17 protein-coding genes are annotated in these 16,065 nt (G+C 67.1%); 8 read left to right on the top strand and 9 right to left on the bottom strand.

Annotated elements, in window-relative coordinates; genetic code table 11:
* Positions 1-9: 9 nt before the first annotated feature.
* The 3 genes from PYV00_RS11885 to PYV00_RS11875 all read left to right on the top strand — a co-directional run bounded on the left by PYV00_RS11885 (position 10) and on the right by PYV00_RS11875 (position 1,641).
* The gene (locus PYV00_RS11885) at positions 10-567 is read left to right on the top strand and encodes a (2Fe-2S)-binding protein (RefSeq protein ID WP_275228482.1); all 558 of its coding nucleotides are present in this window, start codon (positions 10-12) and stop codon (positions 565-567) included.
* Complete coding sequence (locus PYV00_RS11880) at positions 564-908, top strand: ArsC/Spx/MgsR family protein (RefSeq protein WP_275228481.1); 345 nt, start codon at positions 564-566, stop codon at positions 906-908. The genes PYV00_RS11885 and PYV00_RS11880 overlap by 4 nt, the downstream gene beginning before the upstream one ends.
* 94 nt (positions 909-1,002) lie before the next feature.
* The gene (locus PYV00_RS11875; protein WP_275228480.1) at positions 1,003-1,641 is read left to right on the top strand and encodes a class I SAM-dependent methyltransferase; all 639 of its coding nucleotides are present in this window, start codon (positions 1,003-1,005) and stop codon (positions 1,639-1,641) included.
* Positions 1,642-1,669: 28 nt separating this feature from the next.
* Here PYV00_RS11875 and PYV00_RS11870 read toward each other — a convergent pair whose 3' ends face one another.
* Positions 1,670-2,485, bottom strand: a complete 816-nt coding sequence (locus PYV00_RS11870; RefSeq protein ID WP_275228479.1) for a glycerophosphoryl diester phosphodiesterase membrane domain-containing protein — start codon at positions 2,483-2,485, stop codon at positions 1,670-1,672.
* A 60-nt stretch (positions 2,486-2,545) separates the two neighbouring features.
* On the opposite strand from PYV00_RS11870, the gene lipB reads away from it, so the two are divergent.
* Positions 2,546-3,217, top strand: a complete 672-nt coding sequence (gene lipB, locus PYV00_RS11865) for a lipoyl(octanoyl) transferase LipB (RefSeq protein WP_275228478.1) — start codon at positions 2,546-2,548, stop codon at positions 3,215-3,217.
* Entirely contained in the window at positions 3,214-3,537 is a 324-nt protein-coding gene (locus tag PYV00_RS11860; RefSeq protein ID WP_275228477.1) for a hypothetical protein, read from the top strand. Before lipB ends, PYV00_RS11860 begins: the two co-directional genes overlap by 4 nt.
* Before the next feature lie 53 nt (positions 3,538-3,590).
* On the opposite strand, the gene PYV00_RS11855 is transcribed toward PYV00_RS11860, so the two are convergent.
* On the bottom strand, positions 3,591-4,523 hold the full coding sequence (locus tag PYV00_RS11855) for an HpcH/HpaI aldolase/citrate lyase family protein (protein WP_275228476.1): 933 nt from the start codon (positions 4,521-4,523) through the stop codon (positions 3,591-3,593).
* A gap of 139 nt (positions 4,524-4,662) precedes the next feature.
* On the bottom strand, positions 4,663-5,829 hold the full coding sequence (locus tag PYV00_RS11850) for an N-acetyltransferase (protein ID WP_275228475.1): 1,167 nt from the start codon (positions 5,827-5,829) through the stop codon (positions 4,663-4,665).
* Positions 5,830-5,991: 162 nt separating this feature from the next.
* Between PYV00_RS11850 and PYV00_RS11845 the strand changes: the two genes are divergently transcribed.
* Positions 5,992-7,083, top strand: coding sequence for a fatty acid desaturase family protein (locus PYV00_RS11845; RefSeq protein ID WP_275228474.1), 1,092 nt, complete (start codon positions 5,992-5,994; stop codon positions 7,081-7,083).
* 23 nt (positions 7,084-7,106) lie between these two features.
* Here PYV00_RS11845 and lptG read toward each other — a convergent pair whose 3' ends face one another.
* The 6 genes from lptG to PYV00_RS11815 form a co-directional block, all read right to left on the bottom strand.
* On the bottom strand, positions 7,107-8,204 hold the full coding sequence (gene lptG / locus PYV00_RS11840) for an LPS export ABC transporter permease LptG (protein WP_275228473.1): 1,098 nt from the start codon (positions 8,202-8,204) through the stop codon (positions 7,107-7,109).
* Position 8,205: 1 nt separating this feature from the next.
* Positions 8,206-9,432 carry an LptF/LptG family permease gene (locus PYV00_RS11835; protein ID WP_275228472.1) on the bottom strand — a complete coding sequence of 409 codons (1,227 nt, stop codon included), beginning with the start codon at positions 9,430-9,432 and terminating at the stop codon, positions 8,206-8,208.
* A gap of 153 nt (positions 9,433-9,585) precedes the next feature.
* A complete protein-coding gene (clpS, locus tag PYV00_RS11830) occupies positions 9,586-9,972 on the bottom strand; it encodes an ATP-dependent Clp protease adapter ClpS (protein ID WP_275228471.1) in 387 nt (128 codons plus the stop codon).
* A gap of 129 nt (positions 9,973-10,101) precedes the next feature.
* Positions 10,102-11,076 (bottom strand): phasin family protein, encoded by a 975-nt coding sequence (locus PYV00_RS11825; RefSeq protein WP_275228470.1) that lies wholly within the window; start codon positions 11,074-11,076, stop codon positions 10,102-10,104.
* A gap of 460 nt (positions 11,077-11,536) precedes the next feature.
* Positions 11,537-13,408, bottom strand: coding sequence for a PHA/PHB synthase family protein (locus PYV00_RS11820; protein ID WP_275228469.1), 1,872 nt, complete (start codon positions 13,406-13,408; stop codon positions 11,537-11,539).
* Positions 13,409-13,538: 130 nt separating this feature from the next.
* Positions 13,539-14,048 (bottom strand): hypothetical protein, encoded by a 510-nt coding sequence (locus PYV00_RS11815; RefSeq protein ID WP_275228468.1) that lies wholly within the window; start codon positions 14,046-14,048, stop codon positions 13,539-13,541.
* Between the two features lie 22 nt (positions 14,049-14,070).
* Here PYV00_RS11815 and PYV00_RS11810 point away from each other — a divergent pair, with 22 nt between their 5' ends.
* Together PYV00_RS11810 and PYV00_RS11805 are read left to right on the top strand one after the other, a co-directional pair.
* Positions 14,071-14,706, top strand: coding sequence for a DUF2306 domain-containing protein (locus tag PYV00_RS11810; RefSeq protein WP_275228467.1), 636 nt, complete (start codon positions 14,071-14,073; stop codon positions 14,704-14,706).
* A gap of 133 nt (positions 14,707-14,839) precedes the next feature.
* Positions 14,840-16,039, top strand: a complete 1,200-nt coding sequence (locus tag PYV00_RS11805; RefSeq protein ID WP_275228466.1) for an LL-diaminopimelate aminotransferase — start codon at positions 14,840-14,842, stop codon at positions 16,037-16,039.
* Positions 16,040-16,065: the final 26 nt, after the last annotated feature.

Below are 16,065 nucleotides of genomic sequence, written 5' to 3'. Positions count from 1 at the left end.
AGGCCAGCCATGCCGCGCCTGACCGTTAACGACCATCCGGTGGAGATCGCGCTCGATCCGCGCACGCCGCTGCTGTGGGGCCTGCGCGACGCGGCCAACCTCACCGGCACCAAATATGGCTGCGGCGTCGGCGATTGCGGCGCCTGCATGGTGCTGGTCGATGGCGAGGCGCTGCGATCCTGCCTGATCACGCTGGGCGAGTGCGAAGGCCGCACCGTCACCACGATCGAGGGCCTTTCGCGCGATCGCTCGCACCCGGTGCAGCAGGCCATGGTGGCCGAGCAGGCGATCCAGTGCGGCTTTTGCACCCCCGGCATCGTCATCAGCGCGGCGGCGCTGCTGGCCCGCAACGCCAACCCCGGCGAGGCCGAGATCAAGGTGGCGATTCCCAACTTGTGCCGCTGCGGCGTCTATCCGCGCCTGGTGCGGGCGATCCAGCTTGCCGGGCGCGTCATGCGCCGCGAGGAAACGCTGAGCGCCGCCCCGGCCCCTGGCATCACCGTGCAGGACGCGGCGCGGGCCGTGCCGGCAATGAACCCGACCATCGACCAAGGAGACCCGCGATGAAGGCAACGATCTGGCATAATCCCAATTGCGGCACTTCGTGCAAGACGCTGGCGATTCTGCAAGAGACGCCCGGCATCGCACTGGAAGTGATCGAATATCTCAGGCATCCGCCCAGCGCCGAAAAGCTGGCGCAGCTCTATCGCGACGCCGGCATCACGCCGCAGCAGGGCCTGCGCACCAAGAACACCGATGCCGCGCAACGCGGGCTGCCGCAGGCCGATGACGCCGCCGTGCTGGCCGCCATGGCCGCCGAACCGATCCTGATCGAGCGCCCGCTGGTGGAGACCGACAAGGGCGCCAGACTGTGTCGTCCGCAAGACAAGGTTTACGAAATTCTCTGAGCGGGACCGGCGCTCATCTTGCATTGGCGCAACAAATCTGTCACCGCGACCCCCACTTGTTCCCCATGGAATTGATGCGAGAGCTCCCGCCAGCATGACCAGCACAGAGCTTGCCCGAGAGGCACTGCCCCAGAGGATCAAGCACAGAATCAAGGGAGCGCTAGGCGCCTGGGGCGTTTTCTTCGAAGGCTTCCTGCGGCATCCGGTAATGGTCGGCTCGATCATCCCGTCATCGCGCTTCACCATCGCCAAGATGCTGGCGCGGGTGAAGTGGAACGAGTGCAAGCTCTTCGTCGAATACGGCCCCGGCATCGGCACGTTCTGCCGCCCGGTGCTCGAACGGCTGCCGCGCGACGGGCACCTGATCGTGATCGACACCAACCCGCTCTATATCGATTACCTGCGCCGCGTGATCACCGACAGCCGGTTCACCGCCGTGCTGGGATCCGCCGCCGACGTGGAAGAGATCGTGCGCGCGCATGGGCACGACCATGCCGATTACGTGCTGTCGGGCCTGCCGTTCTCGACGCTGCCCGCCGGTGTCGGCCCGGCCATCGCCGAAGGCACGTACCGCGTCCTGCGGCCGGGTGGAGCCTTCCTGGTCTATCAGTTCACTTCCAAGGCCCGCGACTTCATGGCCAAGCACTTCAAGCGGATCGACAACGATTTCGAACCGCTCAACGTGCTGCCCTGCTTCCTCTACTGGGGCTGGAAGGACGAGCCGGGCGAATAGGCCCGGCGACGCGCGCGAGCGCTCTGCCTCATTCGAACGTCGCGCGGTCGATATCCGGCGCCGGGCCGGCCAGCTGGCGGTGCACCGCCGCGATGATCGCCACGAAATAGAGCGCCAGCAGCGCGTTGATGCTCGACGAGACGATCGCGCCGACGATCGTGCTCGCCATCGTCCCGGCGAACAGCGACAGCGGAATGCCCACGATGATGCCCACCACCATGGCGATCACCAGGAACACCACCAGCACCAGCGCATAGAAGCCCAGGATGCGCAGCGTGTTCCCACGGGTCAATTGCCATGACCGCTTGAGCGCCGCGACCGGGTTGGTCATGCTTTCCACCGCGATCGCCGGAGCGACCAGCGTGGTCCGCACCGCCGCATAGATCACCACCGCCAGCACCAGCGCGACGCCCACCCCGATCAGCGCCGGCACGCCTGAAAGCGCGAACACGCCCAGCACCGCGCCGCCACCGATGCCGACCGCCAGGCCCAGCAGCATCTGCGCCAGCAGGTAGGGCAGGATGCCGCGCACGCCGCGCCGGATCGCCTCGCCCACCGTAGGCCGCGATCGGTCGGTCAGCATGGTCAGCAGCGAGATCGTGCCCAGCGCCTGGAACAGCACCATCGGAATCAGCACCGGCAGGATCGAGACGTAATAGTCGGACACGAGCTGCGCGATCTGCTGCTCGTTCATCGCCGCCGTCGGTTCGGGCTGGGGAAAGAACATCTCCAGCACCAGGGCCGGCAGCATGAAGAACACGCCGGCAAGGGCCAGCAGCACCTCGCGGTTCGCCGAGATGGCCGCGGATGCCTGCTTCCAGGCGAGGCTGCTGTCGAACGTCATGCCGTGATCTCCAAAACTGGCCCCTTGATAACCGGAGCAAATGCCGCCACGCAACGCGCCATGCAGCTTCCCGGCGATATCGAATTGCGCATCGAAAGCGAGCCCGTTCCCTATCGCGAGGCGCTGGCCGCGATGACCGGGCGCAACGCGGCCATCGCGGCGGGCGAGGCGCGCGAACTGATCTGGCTGCTCGAACACCCCCCGGTCTACACCGCCGGCACCAGCGCCGCCGCCGCCGAACTGCTCGATCCGCGCTTCGAGGTGGTAGAGGCCGGGCGCGGCGGGCGCTACACCTATCACGGCCCCGGCCAGCGCGTGGGCTATGTGCTGCTCGACTTGCGCAAGCGGGCGCGCGACGCGCGCGGCTTCGTCCACGCGCTCGAAGGCTGGGTGATCGATACGCTGGCCGGCTTCGGCGTGGACAGCTTCCGCAGCGAGGGGCGAATCGGCATCTGGACGCGCGACATCGACGGGCGCGAGGCGAAGATCGGCGCGATCGGCGTGCGCATCCGCAAATGGGTGACGATGCATGGCTTCGCAGTCAATATCCGGCCCGACCTGTCGCATTTCGGCGGCATCGTCCCTTGCGGCATCGAGGAGTTCGGCGTTACCAGCCTGGAGCGGCTGGGCCGCGCGGTGGATTTCGCGACATGGGACCGGGCGCTGATCGACCATGCGCCCGCGTTCCTCGCCGCGCTCGACAGGCCCTGTTCGCGGGAGGCAGCGCAATGAAGTTCCTGTGCCCATCGCTGTTGCTCGCCGCCGGCGCGCTGGCGCTTGCCGGCTGCGGCGGGGAGAAGAAGGCCACTTCGGCGCAGGCCGGCGACGGGCAGATCCTGGCACGCTCGGTCAGCGATGACATGCTGCCTTACGACACGGTGCGATCGCAGCCGCCCTATGCCGCGCCCGACGCGAGCGAGGGCACCGACGGCGCGGACGCGGCAGTGACGATCGGCGGCCCGGCGGCCAGCGCATCCGAAGCGGCCGACGCCGGCGACGCGGCGGTGAGCGAGCCGGCACCCCCCGCGAATCAACTCGCGCCCCAGCCCTGAGCGGTCAGGGCGTGTTGGGAAGCGCGCTGTTCCGCGCATGTCCCCACAACCTCTCAAGCCGGCCGGAGAACCGCCAGCCGGCGCGCATCGTCATGCGGGGCGCGCTCGGTCATCTGCAGGGTGCGCCGCGCGGCGCCGAGGTGGGGGCGGTCGATCACCCGGCCCTTGTAAGGCAGGGCATCCGCGTTGGGGCTGGCCGAGAAAGCCTCGACGATGTCACGCGCCTCGGCGATTTCGGCCCGGCTCGGCGTGAAAGCCGCGTTGATCGCGGCGACCTGATCGGGATGGCTCACCAACATGCCGGTGAAGCCATCGGTGCGGGCCTTGCCGGCGGCGCGCGCGATCGCGGTATCTTCCAGCGTATCGGTGTGCAGCGCCTCGATCGCCATGATCGAGCAGGCGTGGGCGGTCAGCAGCGCCTGCGCGCGGACATGGCGGAAAGTCTCGCCCCAGGCGCCCGTCACGTCATGCGCGCGCGGCAGGCCCAGCGCGGCCGCCAGGTTGCTGGCGCCCCAGGTGAGCCCGGCAAGCCGCTGGTGGCCGCTGTCGAGATAGGCCGGGATCGTCACGGCCGCGCGCGCCGTCTCGCCCACGACCGGGACGATCAGGGTCGATCCGGTGGGCAGGCCATGGCGATGTTCCAGTTCATAGATTTCCGCCGCGAGCTGGCTCACCGCCTCGGGCCCGGTCGCGCGGGGCAGCACGATCCCGTCGGGCGCATGGGGCATGACCGCGATCAGGTCATCGCGCGCCAGCCCTGAATCGAGCGGATTAATCCGCACCCAGCGCCCGATCCGGCGCTGTTCCAGGACATGCGTGCGATGGACGTGCAGCCAGTCCGCCGCGATCGCGCGGGCGGCCGGCTTGAGCGGCACGGGCACGGTGGCTTCCAGATCGACGACGATGACATCGGCGTGCAGGCCCACGGCCGATCCCAGCCGTTCCTCGCGGTTGCCCGGTACGATCAGCCAGGAGCGATATTTCATCCGGTCACCCGATGCGCGCGGGCGGCCAGGGCGATCCCGGCCGTCACTTCCCGGCCAGCAGGCTATGGCAACGCGGTTAACAATCCCTGCCCCGGCAAGCCTGACGGGCCGTTTACCAAGCCGGCTTCACAGCGCCTGATCACAGCAGCTTGTCATAGATCGCGTATTCGCGGTTCATCTTGCTGTCGATAGCATCGGCGATGGCGACCATGCCCTGGTTGTCTTCCAGCACCCAGCCGATCTCGCCGCGCACGGCGGCATAGTGCGAAACGGCGGCGCGGCGGATATATTCGATCATCATGAAGGCGAGCTGGCTGGCCAGCCGCGATGCCTGCAACCGCTTGCGCACGCCCATCAGCGGCACGCGCATGTCGGCGGGATAGGGCTTGCGCAGCCAGAGCGCCAGCCTGAGCCAGCCCAGCGGCGATGGCTTGCCGTTGCGGCCATTCACCTTGAGCTGCACCGCGTTGAGATCGGGCAAGGTCATCATGAAGGCCACCGGCTCGCCCTCATACTCGGCGATGCGGATCAGGTCGGGGCGGACCAGCGGCTTCAGCTTCTTGCCGGTATAGGCGATTTCCTCGGGCGTGAACGGCACGAAGCCCCAGTTGTCCGACCAAGCATCGTTGAGGATGTCGCAAATGATCGCCGCTTCCTCGTCGAACCGCTTCAGCTCGACCTCGCGGACGCGGATCTTGGGATTCTTCTCGCCCGAGGCGATGATCCGCTGGATCAGCGGCGGGTATTCCTTCCGCACATCCAGATCATAGGTGTAGAGCGTCTTCACCCGCTGATAGCCGGCGCTTTCGATCCACGGCTGATAGCGCGCGGCATGATGCGCCATCATCACCATCGGCGGATGATCGTGGCCGCGCACCAGGAGGCCCGGCTCTTCCCAGACCGACAGGTTCATCGGCGCGATCACCCGCGTCATCCCCTGCGCGCGCAGCCAGTCCTCGGCGGTGGCGATCAGCGCCTTGGCGCTGGCCTCGTCCTCGGCCTCGATCGCGCCCCAGTTGCCCGTGCCCGGCCCCATGCCCTGCTCCACCGGCTGGGCCAGCGCGAGTTCATCGATATGGGCGCTGATGCGGCCGACCGGCCGGCCACCGCGCCTGGCCAGGAACAGCTGGTGGCGGGCATGGGCGAAGAACGGGTTCTTGCCCGGCGTGAATTTCTCCACCTCTTCCATCCGCAGGTTGGGCAGCCAGTTGGGATCATCCACATTGAGCCGATAGGCAAGATCGATGAAAGCGTTGAAATCCGCCTTGTTGGCAACGGGTTCGATGATTAACTCGGCTTGGGCCACGATCTTGCCTTTGTTCGGGATTAGGGGGCGGGGCAAACGCGACCTGCGGTCGGTCCCGGTGACTTGTCAAGCCGGGCGGCGCGGGCCACGGCGAGAATTCGGAGCGACCGGCCCTGGCGGCCGGCTCGCCAATCCGGCACGAACGACTTTGGAACCGATTGCATGACCGCGCACGACGCCATCGACATGTCCACTTCCGCGCCGGTCGGCGCCGGCCGGCGGACCGACCGCGCACCGATCCCCGACGACAAGGAAATGCTGCGCGCCGCCGTGGAGCTGACGCGCGACATCGCCACTGCCCGGCCGGAAATCTACTGGCCCGACATGCTGGCATCGGCGGCGATCGGCTATGGCGCGCTGGCCGGCGCGATCCTGCTGGACAATCCCTGGGCGGCGGCGGCCAGCGGCGTGGTGGCGGCGCTGGCGCTCTACCGCGCGCTGCTGTTCATCCATGAGCTGACCCATATCCACCGCGACGCGCTGCCCGGCTTCCGCTTCGCCTGGAACCTGTTGGTCGGCATTCCCGTGCTGATACCCTCGTTCATGTACGAAGGCGTGCACACGCTGCACCACGCGCGCACGCGCTACGGCACGATCGAAGACCCGGAATACCTGCCGCTGGCGCTGATGAAGCCGTGGTCGCTGCCCTGGTTCATCCTCGTCTCGCTGCTGCTGCCGCCCGCGCTGCTGCTGCGGTCGGCCGTGCTGGTGCCGCTGGGGGCGGTGATCCCGCCGCTGCGCCGGCTGGTGTGGGAACGGTTCTCCTCGCTCTCGATCAACCCCGCGTTCCGCCGCCGCCCGCCCGAAGGCGACTTTGCCCGCATGGTGTTCTGGCAGGAGCTGGGCGCCGCGCTCTGGGCGCTGACGCTGCTGGCCAGCACCATCTGGCTGGGCTGGCGGCCGCTGGCGATCGCGCTGGTGGTGGTCGCCGGCACCGCCGTGCTCAACCAGATCCGCACCCTCGTCGCGCATCTGTGGGAGAACGAGGGCGAGACCATGACGGTGACGGCGCAGTATCTCGATTCGGTCAACGTCCCGCCGCCCGCGCTGCTGACCCCGTTCTGGGCGCCGGTGGGCCTGCGCTATCACGCCACGCACCACTTGCTGCCCAGCGTGCCCTACCACGCCCTGGGCGAAGCGCACCGGCGGCTGGCCGCGCACCTGGGTGCGCAATCGACCTTCGAGCGGGCGAGCTATCCGGGCCTGTTCCCGCTGGTCGCAAGGCTGGCGCGCAGTACCATGCGCGGCGGTTGAACGCGTAAAGGCGCGGTGGGGCCCTATTCCTCGGTGCGGATCAACACCGTCTCGCCGATGAAGGCGAACAGCAGGAAGGGCGACCAGGCCGCCACGATCGGCGGATAGCCGCCGAAATTGCCCATCGCCAGCGCCGCGTTGTCGACCACGAAATAAGCGAAGCCCAGCGCCATGCCGATCACCGCGCGGATCAGGAGCTGCCCCGATCGCGCCAGCCCGAACGCCGCCACCGCGCCCAGCAGCGGCATCAGCACCGAGGACAGCGGCCCCGAGATCTTGTGCCACCAGGCCGCTTCCAGCTCGCTGGTGCGCCTTCCGGCCACTTTCATCGCGTCGATCGAGCGGGACAGCTCGATGATGTCCTGCGCGTCGGGATCGACCGAGCTGATGCGGATGCGCGCGGGCGTGATCCCCGCCGCCACCGTCGCCGATGCGAGCCGGCTCTCGCGCGTGCCGGCCACGGCGAACTTTTCGGGGCCTTCCAGCCGCCAGCCCGCGGCCGAATAGGTCGCGCGCGGGGCGCGCAGCTGCTCCACGATCATGCCCTGATCATCGCGGCGGTAATAGGTCACCTGGTTCATCACCATATCGGTTCCCTGGCCAACCAGCGTCGCGGCGACCAGGATGTCGCGCCCGTCGGACAGGTAGACATTGCTGCGCACCCCCGAATCGCGCGGCATCGGACCGTAGTCGACCGATTCCCAGGCATCCAGCGTCGCCGTCGCGCGCGTGACGATGCGTTCGTTGAACGCGAAGCTGAGCAGCGCCGTCACCAGCGCGGTCAGGACCAGCGGCGCCAGCACCTGATGCGCGGAAAGCCCGGCCGATTTCATCGCGATGACTTCGCTGTTCTGGTTCAGCGTCGCCAGCGTGATGATCGTGGCCAGCAGGACCGAATAGGGCAGGAACCGCGCGACGAGCTGCGGCATCCGCAAGCTGACGTAATGGAACAGCTGCGCCTCGCCATTGCCCGGATAGGCCAGGATATTGCCGCTCTCGCCCAGCAGGTCGAGCATCTGGAGCACCAGCACCAGCATCAGCAGCACGGCGATGATGCGCGTGACGAACAACCGCGAAAGGTACATCGTCAGCGTGCGCGACGGGAAGAATTCCAGCTGCATGTCAGCTTGCGTCCATCGCCGCCGGGTGCAGCGCGGCCCGGCGGCGGCGGCGCAGCAGCGCCTTGGCCTGCTTGATGATCGTATCCGATGCCTTTTCCAGCCAGCCGATCGCCTGCCCGCCGGGCACATAGGCGACGCGATAATACATCCACAGGATCAGCACGGCGAGCACCGCGAACGGCCCCCACAGCGCCAGGATCGGATCGACCCGCCCCAGCGAGGCGACATCGGCGGCATACTGGTTCACCTTGTGATAGGCCACGACCATGACGATCGAGACGAACAGGCCCACCGCCGACGTCGATCGCTTGGGCGGAATGGCCAGCGCGACCGCGAGCAAGGGCAAAAGCAGCATCATCACCACTTCGACCAGCCGATAATTGAAATTGGCCTGGCTCGATACGCGTTCGGACTTGGGCAATTCGTTGCTCCAGCCGATCCGCAGCAGTTCGGGCAGCAGGTATTCGCGGTCCTTGTCGCCGCGTTCGCGGAACTTCTGGATCGCGGGCAGGTCGATCGGCAAGTCATGCCGCGTGAAGGTGAGCACGCGCGGGATCTCTCCGGGCATGTCCTGGATGATCTGGCCCTGCTCCAGCCGCAGCACGATCGTATCGGGCTGGCCGCGCAGCGCGAGGAACTGGCCTTCGCGCGCGGAGATCGACAGGACCTGCCCCTTCTTGTTGGCGACGCGCGCGAAGATGCCGACAAGCCGGCGCCCTTCGTCCTGGCTCTGCTCGATCCGCAGCGCCACCCGGTCCTTGAGCGTGGTGAATTCGCCCACCTTGATCGAGGCGCCGAGCGCGCCCGACTTGAGCTTGTAGTTCAGCTCTTCATAGTAATAGCGTGAAAGCGGCTGGAGATAGCCGACGATCGCGAAGTTCACCGCGACCAGCGCCAGCGTGATCAGATAAGGAACCCGCAGCAGCCGCGTGTAGCTGAGGCCGACCGCGCGCATCACGTCCAGCTCGCTCGACGTGGCGAGCTTGCGGAAGGCCAGCAGGATGCCGAGCATCAGGCCTAGCGGGATGGCCAGGCTGGCGTATTCGGGCAGAAGGTTTGCCAGCATCTGGAAGACGACGCCGATCGGCCCGCCCTCGGTCGCGACGAAATCGAACAGCCGCAACATCTTGTCCAGCACCAGCAGCGAGGCGGCGAGCACGAAGATCCCCAGCATCGGCATCAGCACCAGGCGGAAGATATATCGATCGATGGCGCTGAAGAATTTCACGTGTTCGCTGGCTACCAGGCTTCGGGGCCATGCCTTAAACGCAACCCCCCGCCGGTGAAAGGGTGATAATCCGCCGCGCCGGCCAGTCCATCGGCCGGGGGCACCATCACGGCGCGGCGCGGGCTGGCGCGGGACGCGCCGCTGCCGGGCCGGTCAGGCCTTTTCAAGCGTGCACTGCAGCGGATGCTGGTTCTGCCGGGCGAAGTCCATCACCTGGTTCACCTTGGTCTCGGCGATCTCGTAGGGAAAGATGCCGCAGACGCCGACGCCCTTCTGGTGGACGTGGAGCATCACCCGCGTCGCCTGTTCCAGATCCATGTGGAAGAAACGCTTGAGCACCATGACGACGAATTCCATCGGCGTGTAATCGTCATTCAGCATCAAGACTTTGAACTGACTGGGTTTCTTGGGCTTGGCACGAGTCTTGGTGGCAATGCCGACCTGACCGTCACCATCGTTGTCGCGGCCGGAATCCCCCTTGTCGGCGGCACGGATCGGCCACGGCGCGGTGGAATCGGCAAGAGCGGAAATGACATGCATGGCAGGCAGAATATCGTATGCGGCACCGGATCGACAAGAGACCCGTGGCCATTGCCCGTGCGGGACAGGCAAAAAAAGGGCCGGAGGCGCCAGCGCCGCCCGGCCCTTTCGCAAGGGATCGCAAGCCGATCAGGCGGCCGTCGTCTGGCGCACCTTTTCCACGGCCATGCTGACGCGGCCCGACAGCGGCGCCATCACGTCGCTCATCAGCTTGAGCATGGCTTCGCTGTTCTTCGAGCCATAAGCGACGGCGCTGTCGAAGTTCTTGCGGACCATGTCGCTCTGCATCTTGAGGAAATCGGTCGGCGACTTGGCCGAGGCGAGTTCCTTCATGTCGCTCGAAACGGCCTCGAACGCCGAACGCCCTTCGGCGACCAGGTTGGTGCCGATGTCCTGCATGCCGTCGGCCAGGATCTTGCCCGATTCGATCGTCGCCTCGACATTGCCCTTGGCGAAATCGGTGTATTCGCCGAACATGCTGGTGGTCTTCTCGAAGGCAGCCTTGGCCTTGGCCTGGGCTTCCGTGATGACGTCCTGGAAGCCGCTGAAATTCGCGCTCATATCCATGATCTTGTCCTTAAGTTTGAAACTGGGTGTGGGTCTCGTGACTGGGGCGGAATAAGGCTCGGCGGTCTTCGGTGCCGCCTTCGCAATCTCGGGGGCAATCTTGGGTGCCGGCTTCGCGACGGAGGAAACCGCAAGCGGTTTCTTCGCCGGCAGCACGGGCTTGGCCGCAGCGACAAGCGGCTTGACTGCCTTCTTGGGCACGGGCGCCGCCTTGGCCGTTGTCGGCTTGGCGACAGTCGTCTTGACCGGGGCTGCCTTGATCGGAGCCACCTTGACGGGAACCGGCTTGATCGCGGCGGGCTTGGCCGCTGCCGGCTTCACCGCCGTGGCCTTCCTTGCCGGCGTCGCGACCGCGCGAGGCGCCGCCACCTGCTTCACGGCCGGAGCCCTGGCAACGGGCGATTTCGCAACTGGCGGTTTCGCAACGGGCGATTTCGCCGCCGCCGCCTCTACCACGACCGGCGCCATGGGCGCTTCGCCATTCGGGGCGGCTTCCGCTTTGGCCGCGACCGGCTCGGGAGCGGCGGCGTCCGCCACCGCCGTTTTGGTCTCGACCGGAAGCGAATCGACGAGCGGCGCGGGTTCCGGCGCCGCGCTTTCCGACTCGACCGGCGAAACGCTTTCGGACTTCACGACAGCGGGCTTGGCGGTGTCCGGCTTGGCCAGAGCGGGCTTGGCGCCGGCGGCCTTGCCGCGCGGCTTGACGACAGGCTTGGCCGTGCCAGCCGCGGGCCCCGATACAGCCCCCGATACAGCCGATGCCGCAACCGCATAGGCCTTTTCGGCGGATGCCTCGGCTTTCGTATCGTCGTTCTCGGCCATGAGCCCAAGTCCTGCGGAGTCGCCGTTTTGCCGGCTGTTTAGAATGGATTTACACGGCCGTTATGTCAGCCATGTTGCAATGCACAATAGTGCGCCGCCCTAGCGGAGTCAAGGCGATTATGTTGCAGTGCAGCAAAAAATGCCGCAGGCTGTTCCGGGGCCGGGACCGGCCGCCTCAGCGCTCCATCACATAGCGGCCGGGCGCATCCTCGATCGCCTTGTCGCCGCGCCCGCCCGGTCGCCGCTTGCCCCGCGCGGGCACCAGGGCGGGATCCCGCGACTCGAGCCAGGCCCGCCAATGCGGCCACCAGCTTCCCGGATGCTCCACCGCGCCGGCCACGAACTCGCCCAGCGTCTCGGCCGGGCCATCGTTCGTCCAGTACTGGTACTTGCCCGAGCTGGGCGGATTGACCACGCCGGCGATATGGCCCGAGCCGGCGAGCACGAAAGTGCTGGGCCCCTTGAGGTAGCGCGTCAACTTCCACACGCTTTCGGGCGGGGCGATGTGATCCTCGCGCCCGGCCTGGATATAGCAGGGCGTCTCGATCCGCCGAAGATCGATCGGCGTGTCGCCGACATTCAGCGAATCGGGAACGACCAGGCGATTGTCGCGATAGAGATCGCGCAGATAGTCCTGATGCCAGCGCAGCGGCAGGTTGGTGACATCGCCGTTCCAGTAAAGCAGATCGAACGCCGGATAGTCCTCGCCCTTCAGGTAGTTCTTCTCGACATAGCTCCAGATCAGGTCGTTGCCGCGCAGCATGTTGAACGTCGCCGCCAGATAGCGCCCGTCGACGAAGCCCTCGGGGGCCAGGCGGGCGATCGCCTCGATCTGCTGGTCGTCGACGAAGTTCTTGAGGTCGCCCGCCTCCTCGAAATCGACTTGCGCGGTGAAGAAGGTCGCGCTGGCGACCTTGGCGGCCTCTCCCCGGCGGGCCAGCACCGCCAGCGTGGCGGCCAGTGTCGTGCCCGCGACGCAATAGCCGATGGCATGGACCGCGGGCACGCCGAGCCGGGCGCGCACGACGTCGATCGCCTCGATCTGCGCGGCGACGTAATCGTCCCACAGCATGTCGGCCATCGAGGCATCGGCCGACTTCCACGAGACCATGAACACGCTGACGCCCTGCTCCACCGCCCAGCGCACGAAGCTCTTCTTGGCGTTGAGATCGAGGATGTAGAAGCGGTTGATCCACGGCGGGAAGATCACCAGCGGCGTCCTGAGCACCTTGTCGGTGGTGGGGGTGTACTGGATGAGCTGGAACAGCGGCGTTTCGTGGACCACCTTGCCCGGCGTCACCGCGATGTTCTCGCCCAGCCGGAACGCCTCCGCGCTGGTGTGGGTCAGCTGGCCGCGCCGCATGTCGGCCAGCAGGTGCTCCATGCCGCGCACCAGGCTTTCGCCCTTGGTCTCGGCCGCCTTTTCCAGCGCCACCGGGTTGGTCAGCGGAAAGTTCGAGGGGCTGAGCGAATCGAGCAGCATCCGCGTGGCGAAAACAAGCTGGCGCTTGCGCGCGGGCTCCAGCCCTTCCAGCGCCTCGGCCATGTCGACGACGTGTTCGGACAGCATCAGGTAGACCTGATGCAGCAGCGCGAAGAACGGCTGGCGGCGCCATTCGGGGGCGGCGAAGCGGCGATCCTTGCGCGGCAGCTCGGGCGCCTCGCGCGGGGCTTCCTCCGCCTTGGGCCCGATGCCATAGGCGCCCAGCACCGTGGTGCACAAAGCCAGGGTATCTTCCCACAGCTTGTGCTGGTTTTCGGGATTGGCCAGCGGCAACTGGCGCAGCACCGCCTCGCCCGTGGCGATCCACTTCATCGGGTCGGTATAATGCGCGGGGGCCGAGGCGATCTGTTCCGCGTGGAAATCGAACCACATCGCCTGCATCCGCCCGGCGACTTCGGCCCATTGCGTCGCCGCCTCGCCCCCGGCCGTGCCTGTTTCGGGCACGAGCTGGCCGAACAGCCCGGCCGTGGCCGCGGCCTGGCCGCGCAGCAGATCGGTCAGCAAGGCGGTGGGTTCGGTCTGCGTCGCCGCGTCGCGTGCCATTTCGATGAAACTCCTTCGTCGCGCCCCTGTCTGGCGCGCCCCGGCCGGCCTGTCGAGCCCCCTTCCGGCGGAACGATGGGACGGGAAAAGGGGCCGGCGCCGCTGTGCTTCAGGCCCGCTGAATCGCGCTTCAACGCGCGGTGCAGCGCGGCTCGCCAACGGGGCGATAGCTGGCCGAATATTTGGGCATACTGCCGTCCCGGCCGGTGAAATCGTGCCCGTCGCCCAGGTTCAGGTCGAGCATCCGGCCGCCGGGGATCGATTCCTCGCGGTAGAAATCAATCTCGATGTTCTTCACCGCCTTGCCCCACTTGCCATGGCCGGACAGCCGCGTCTCGCCATCCTTGTGCCTGGTCAGGAAGCGGAACAGCGTGGGCCCGCAGGCCCCGCCCTCCCCCACGCTGACGCCGCAGAAGTCCTTGCCGCAAGGCGCGATGTCGATGCTCTTGTACAAAACGCCCCTGGACGAGAACACCGCCTCGTCGTCCGCGACGGTCCAGCGCCCGTAATAGGGCGAGCCGCCCGTCGCGGCGGCACCCGGCGGCGCGACGGCCAGCAGCGCGAGCGCGACGGCGAGCAGCCCGGCGCCCTCGCGCGAAGTGATCGACAGGCGGGATCTGGAATGGGATGAAACGCTCATGTGGGTTTCCCGAAAACGAACGATGCCGGGCGGCACCCTGACCCTGCGCGTGATGCGCCTTGCGCTTCTAGCAGCGATCGGCTGGTTTGTAATGACTGTCGCGCGCACCGCGCTGTTCCAGACGTTCGATCATGAGGACTTTTCCGAAAGCCTGACGATCAAGGTGGAACACTTGCCGCTGCTGTTCCCGGTGCACATGTTCACTGGCGCGCTGGCGCTGGTGCTGGTGCCGGCCGCCTTCCTGCTGCGCCGCCAGCCGCGCTGGCATCGGCCGATGGGCGCGATCGCGGCGGCCGACGTGGCGCTGGCCGGGCTGACCGCTTATCCCGTCGCCTGGATCGCGCCGATCAGCCCCTGGTCGGCGGCCGGCTTCACCGCGCAGGCCAGTGTCTGGCTGGCCCTGCTGGCGCTGGGCATCCGCAATATCCTGCTGGGGCGAGTCGCCGCGCATCGCGCCGCCATGCTGCTGATGCTGGCGGTGACATCGGGCGCGGTGTTCTTCCGCGTGTTCCTGGCGCTCTGGGCCCTGCTCGCCGATGGCCGCCATTTCGTGCTGTTCTATTCCTGCAATGCCTGGGCCGGCTGGCTGCTACCGCTCACCCTCACCGCCGCATGGCTGCGCCGAAACGAAGCGCGGTTTCCGCGTCCCGGTACATAGCCCCCTGACTCTTTGCGCCTGCAATCCCCAAAAGTCTTGCAGGCGCCGAACGAAGGCCCATTTGCGCATGGCCTGTAATCTTCTACAGGAAGGCTGGCGGCACATTCCGCCGCGAAACTGGATATCTGAAGTCATGGAAGACGAGTTCTACCGCATCAAGCGACTGCCGCCCTATGTCATCGCCGAAGTCAACGCGATGCGGCACGCAGCACGCCAGGCGGGCAGGGACATCATCGACCTTGGCATGGGCAACCCCGATCTGCCGCCGCCGCAGCATGTGATCGACAAGCTGTGCGAAGTGGCGCAGAAGCCCGGCGCGCACGGCTATTCGCAGTCCAAGGGCATCCCCGGCCTGCGCCGCGCCCAGTCGAACTATTACGCGCGCCGCTTCGGCGTCGATCTCGATCCCGAGAGCGAAGTGGTGGTGACGATGGGCTCCAAGGAAGGGCTCGCCAGCCTTGCCACCGCGATCACCGCGCCGGGCGACGTGGTGCTGGCGCCCAACCCCAGCTACCCGATCCACACGTTCGGCTTCATCATCGCCGGCGCGACGATCCGCTCGGTGCCGACCACGCCGGACGAGGAATACTGGCGCTCGCTGGAGCGGGCGATGGCCTTCACCGTGCCGCGCCCCTCGATCATCGTGGTCAACTACCCCTCGAACCCGACCGCCGAGACGGTGGACCTCGCGTTCTACGAGCGGCTCGTCGCCTGGGCCAAGGAGAACAAGGTCTGGGTGCTGTCGGACCTTGCCTATTCGGAGCTTTACTACGACGGCAACCCGACGCCTTCGATCCTGCAGGTGCCCGGCGCGAAGGATGTCGCGGTGGAATTCACCTCGATGTCGAAGACCTATTCGATGGCTGGCTGGCGCATGGGCTTCGCGGTGGGCAACCAGCGCCTGATCGCGGCGATGACGCGGGTGAAAAGCTACCTCGACTACGGTGCCTTCACGCCGATCCAGGCTGCCGCCTGCGCCGCGCTCAACGGGCCGCAGGACATCGTCGAGCGCAACCGCGAGCTTTACCGCAAGCGCCGCGACGTGATGGTCGAGGCGTTCGGCCGCGCCGGCTGGGAAATCCCGCCGCCCAAGGCATCGATGTTCGCCTGGGCGCCGCTGCCCCCGGCGTTGAAGGACATGGGCAGCCTGGAATTTTCCAAGCAGCTCCTCACCCATGCCGAAGTCGCGGTGGCGCCGGGCGTCGGCTATGGCGAGGATGGCGAGGGCTTCGTGCGCATCGCCATGGTGGAGAACGAGCAGCGGCTGCGGCAGGCCGCGCGCAACGTGAAGCGCTATCTTGCCAGCATGGGCGTGAACAGCTCGGCCGCCTGAACCGGCAATCGCCATGGCGAGGGGCA

It is taken from the genome of Novosphingobium album (ex Liu et al. 2023) (genome assembly GCF_029076845.1).
Lineage (GTDB): Bacteria > Pseudomonadota > Alphaproteobacteria > Sphingomonadales > Sphingomonadaceae > Novosphingobium.
The sequence above is the reverse complement of the archived record's forward strand: the minus strand, read 5'-3'. Positions and strand labels throughout refer to the sequence as shown.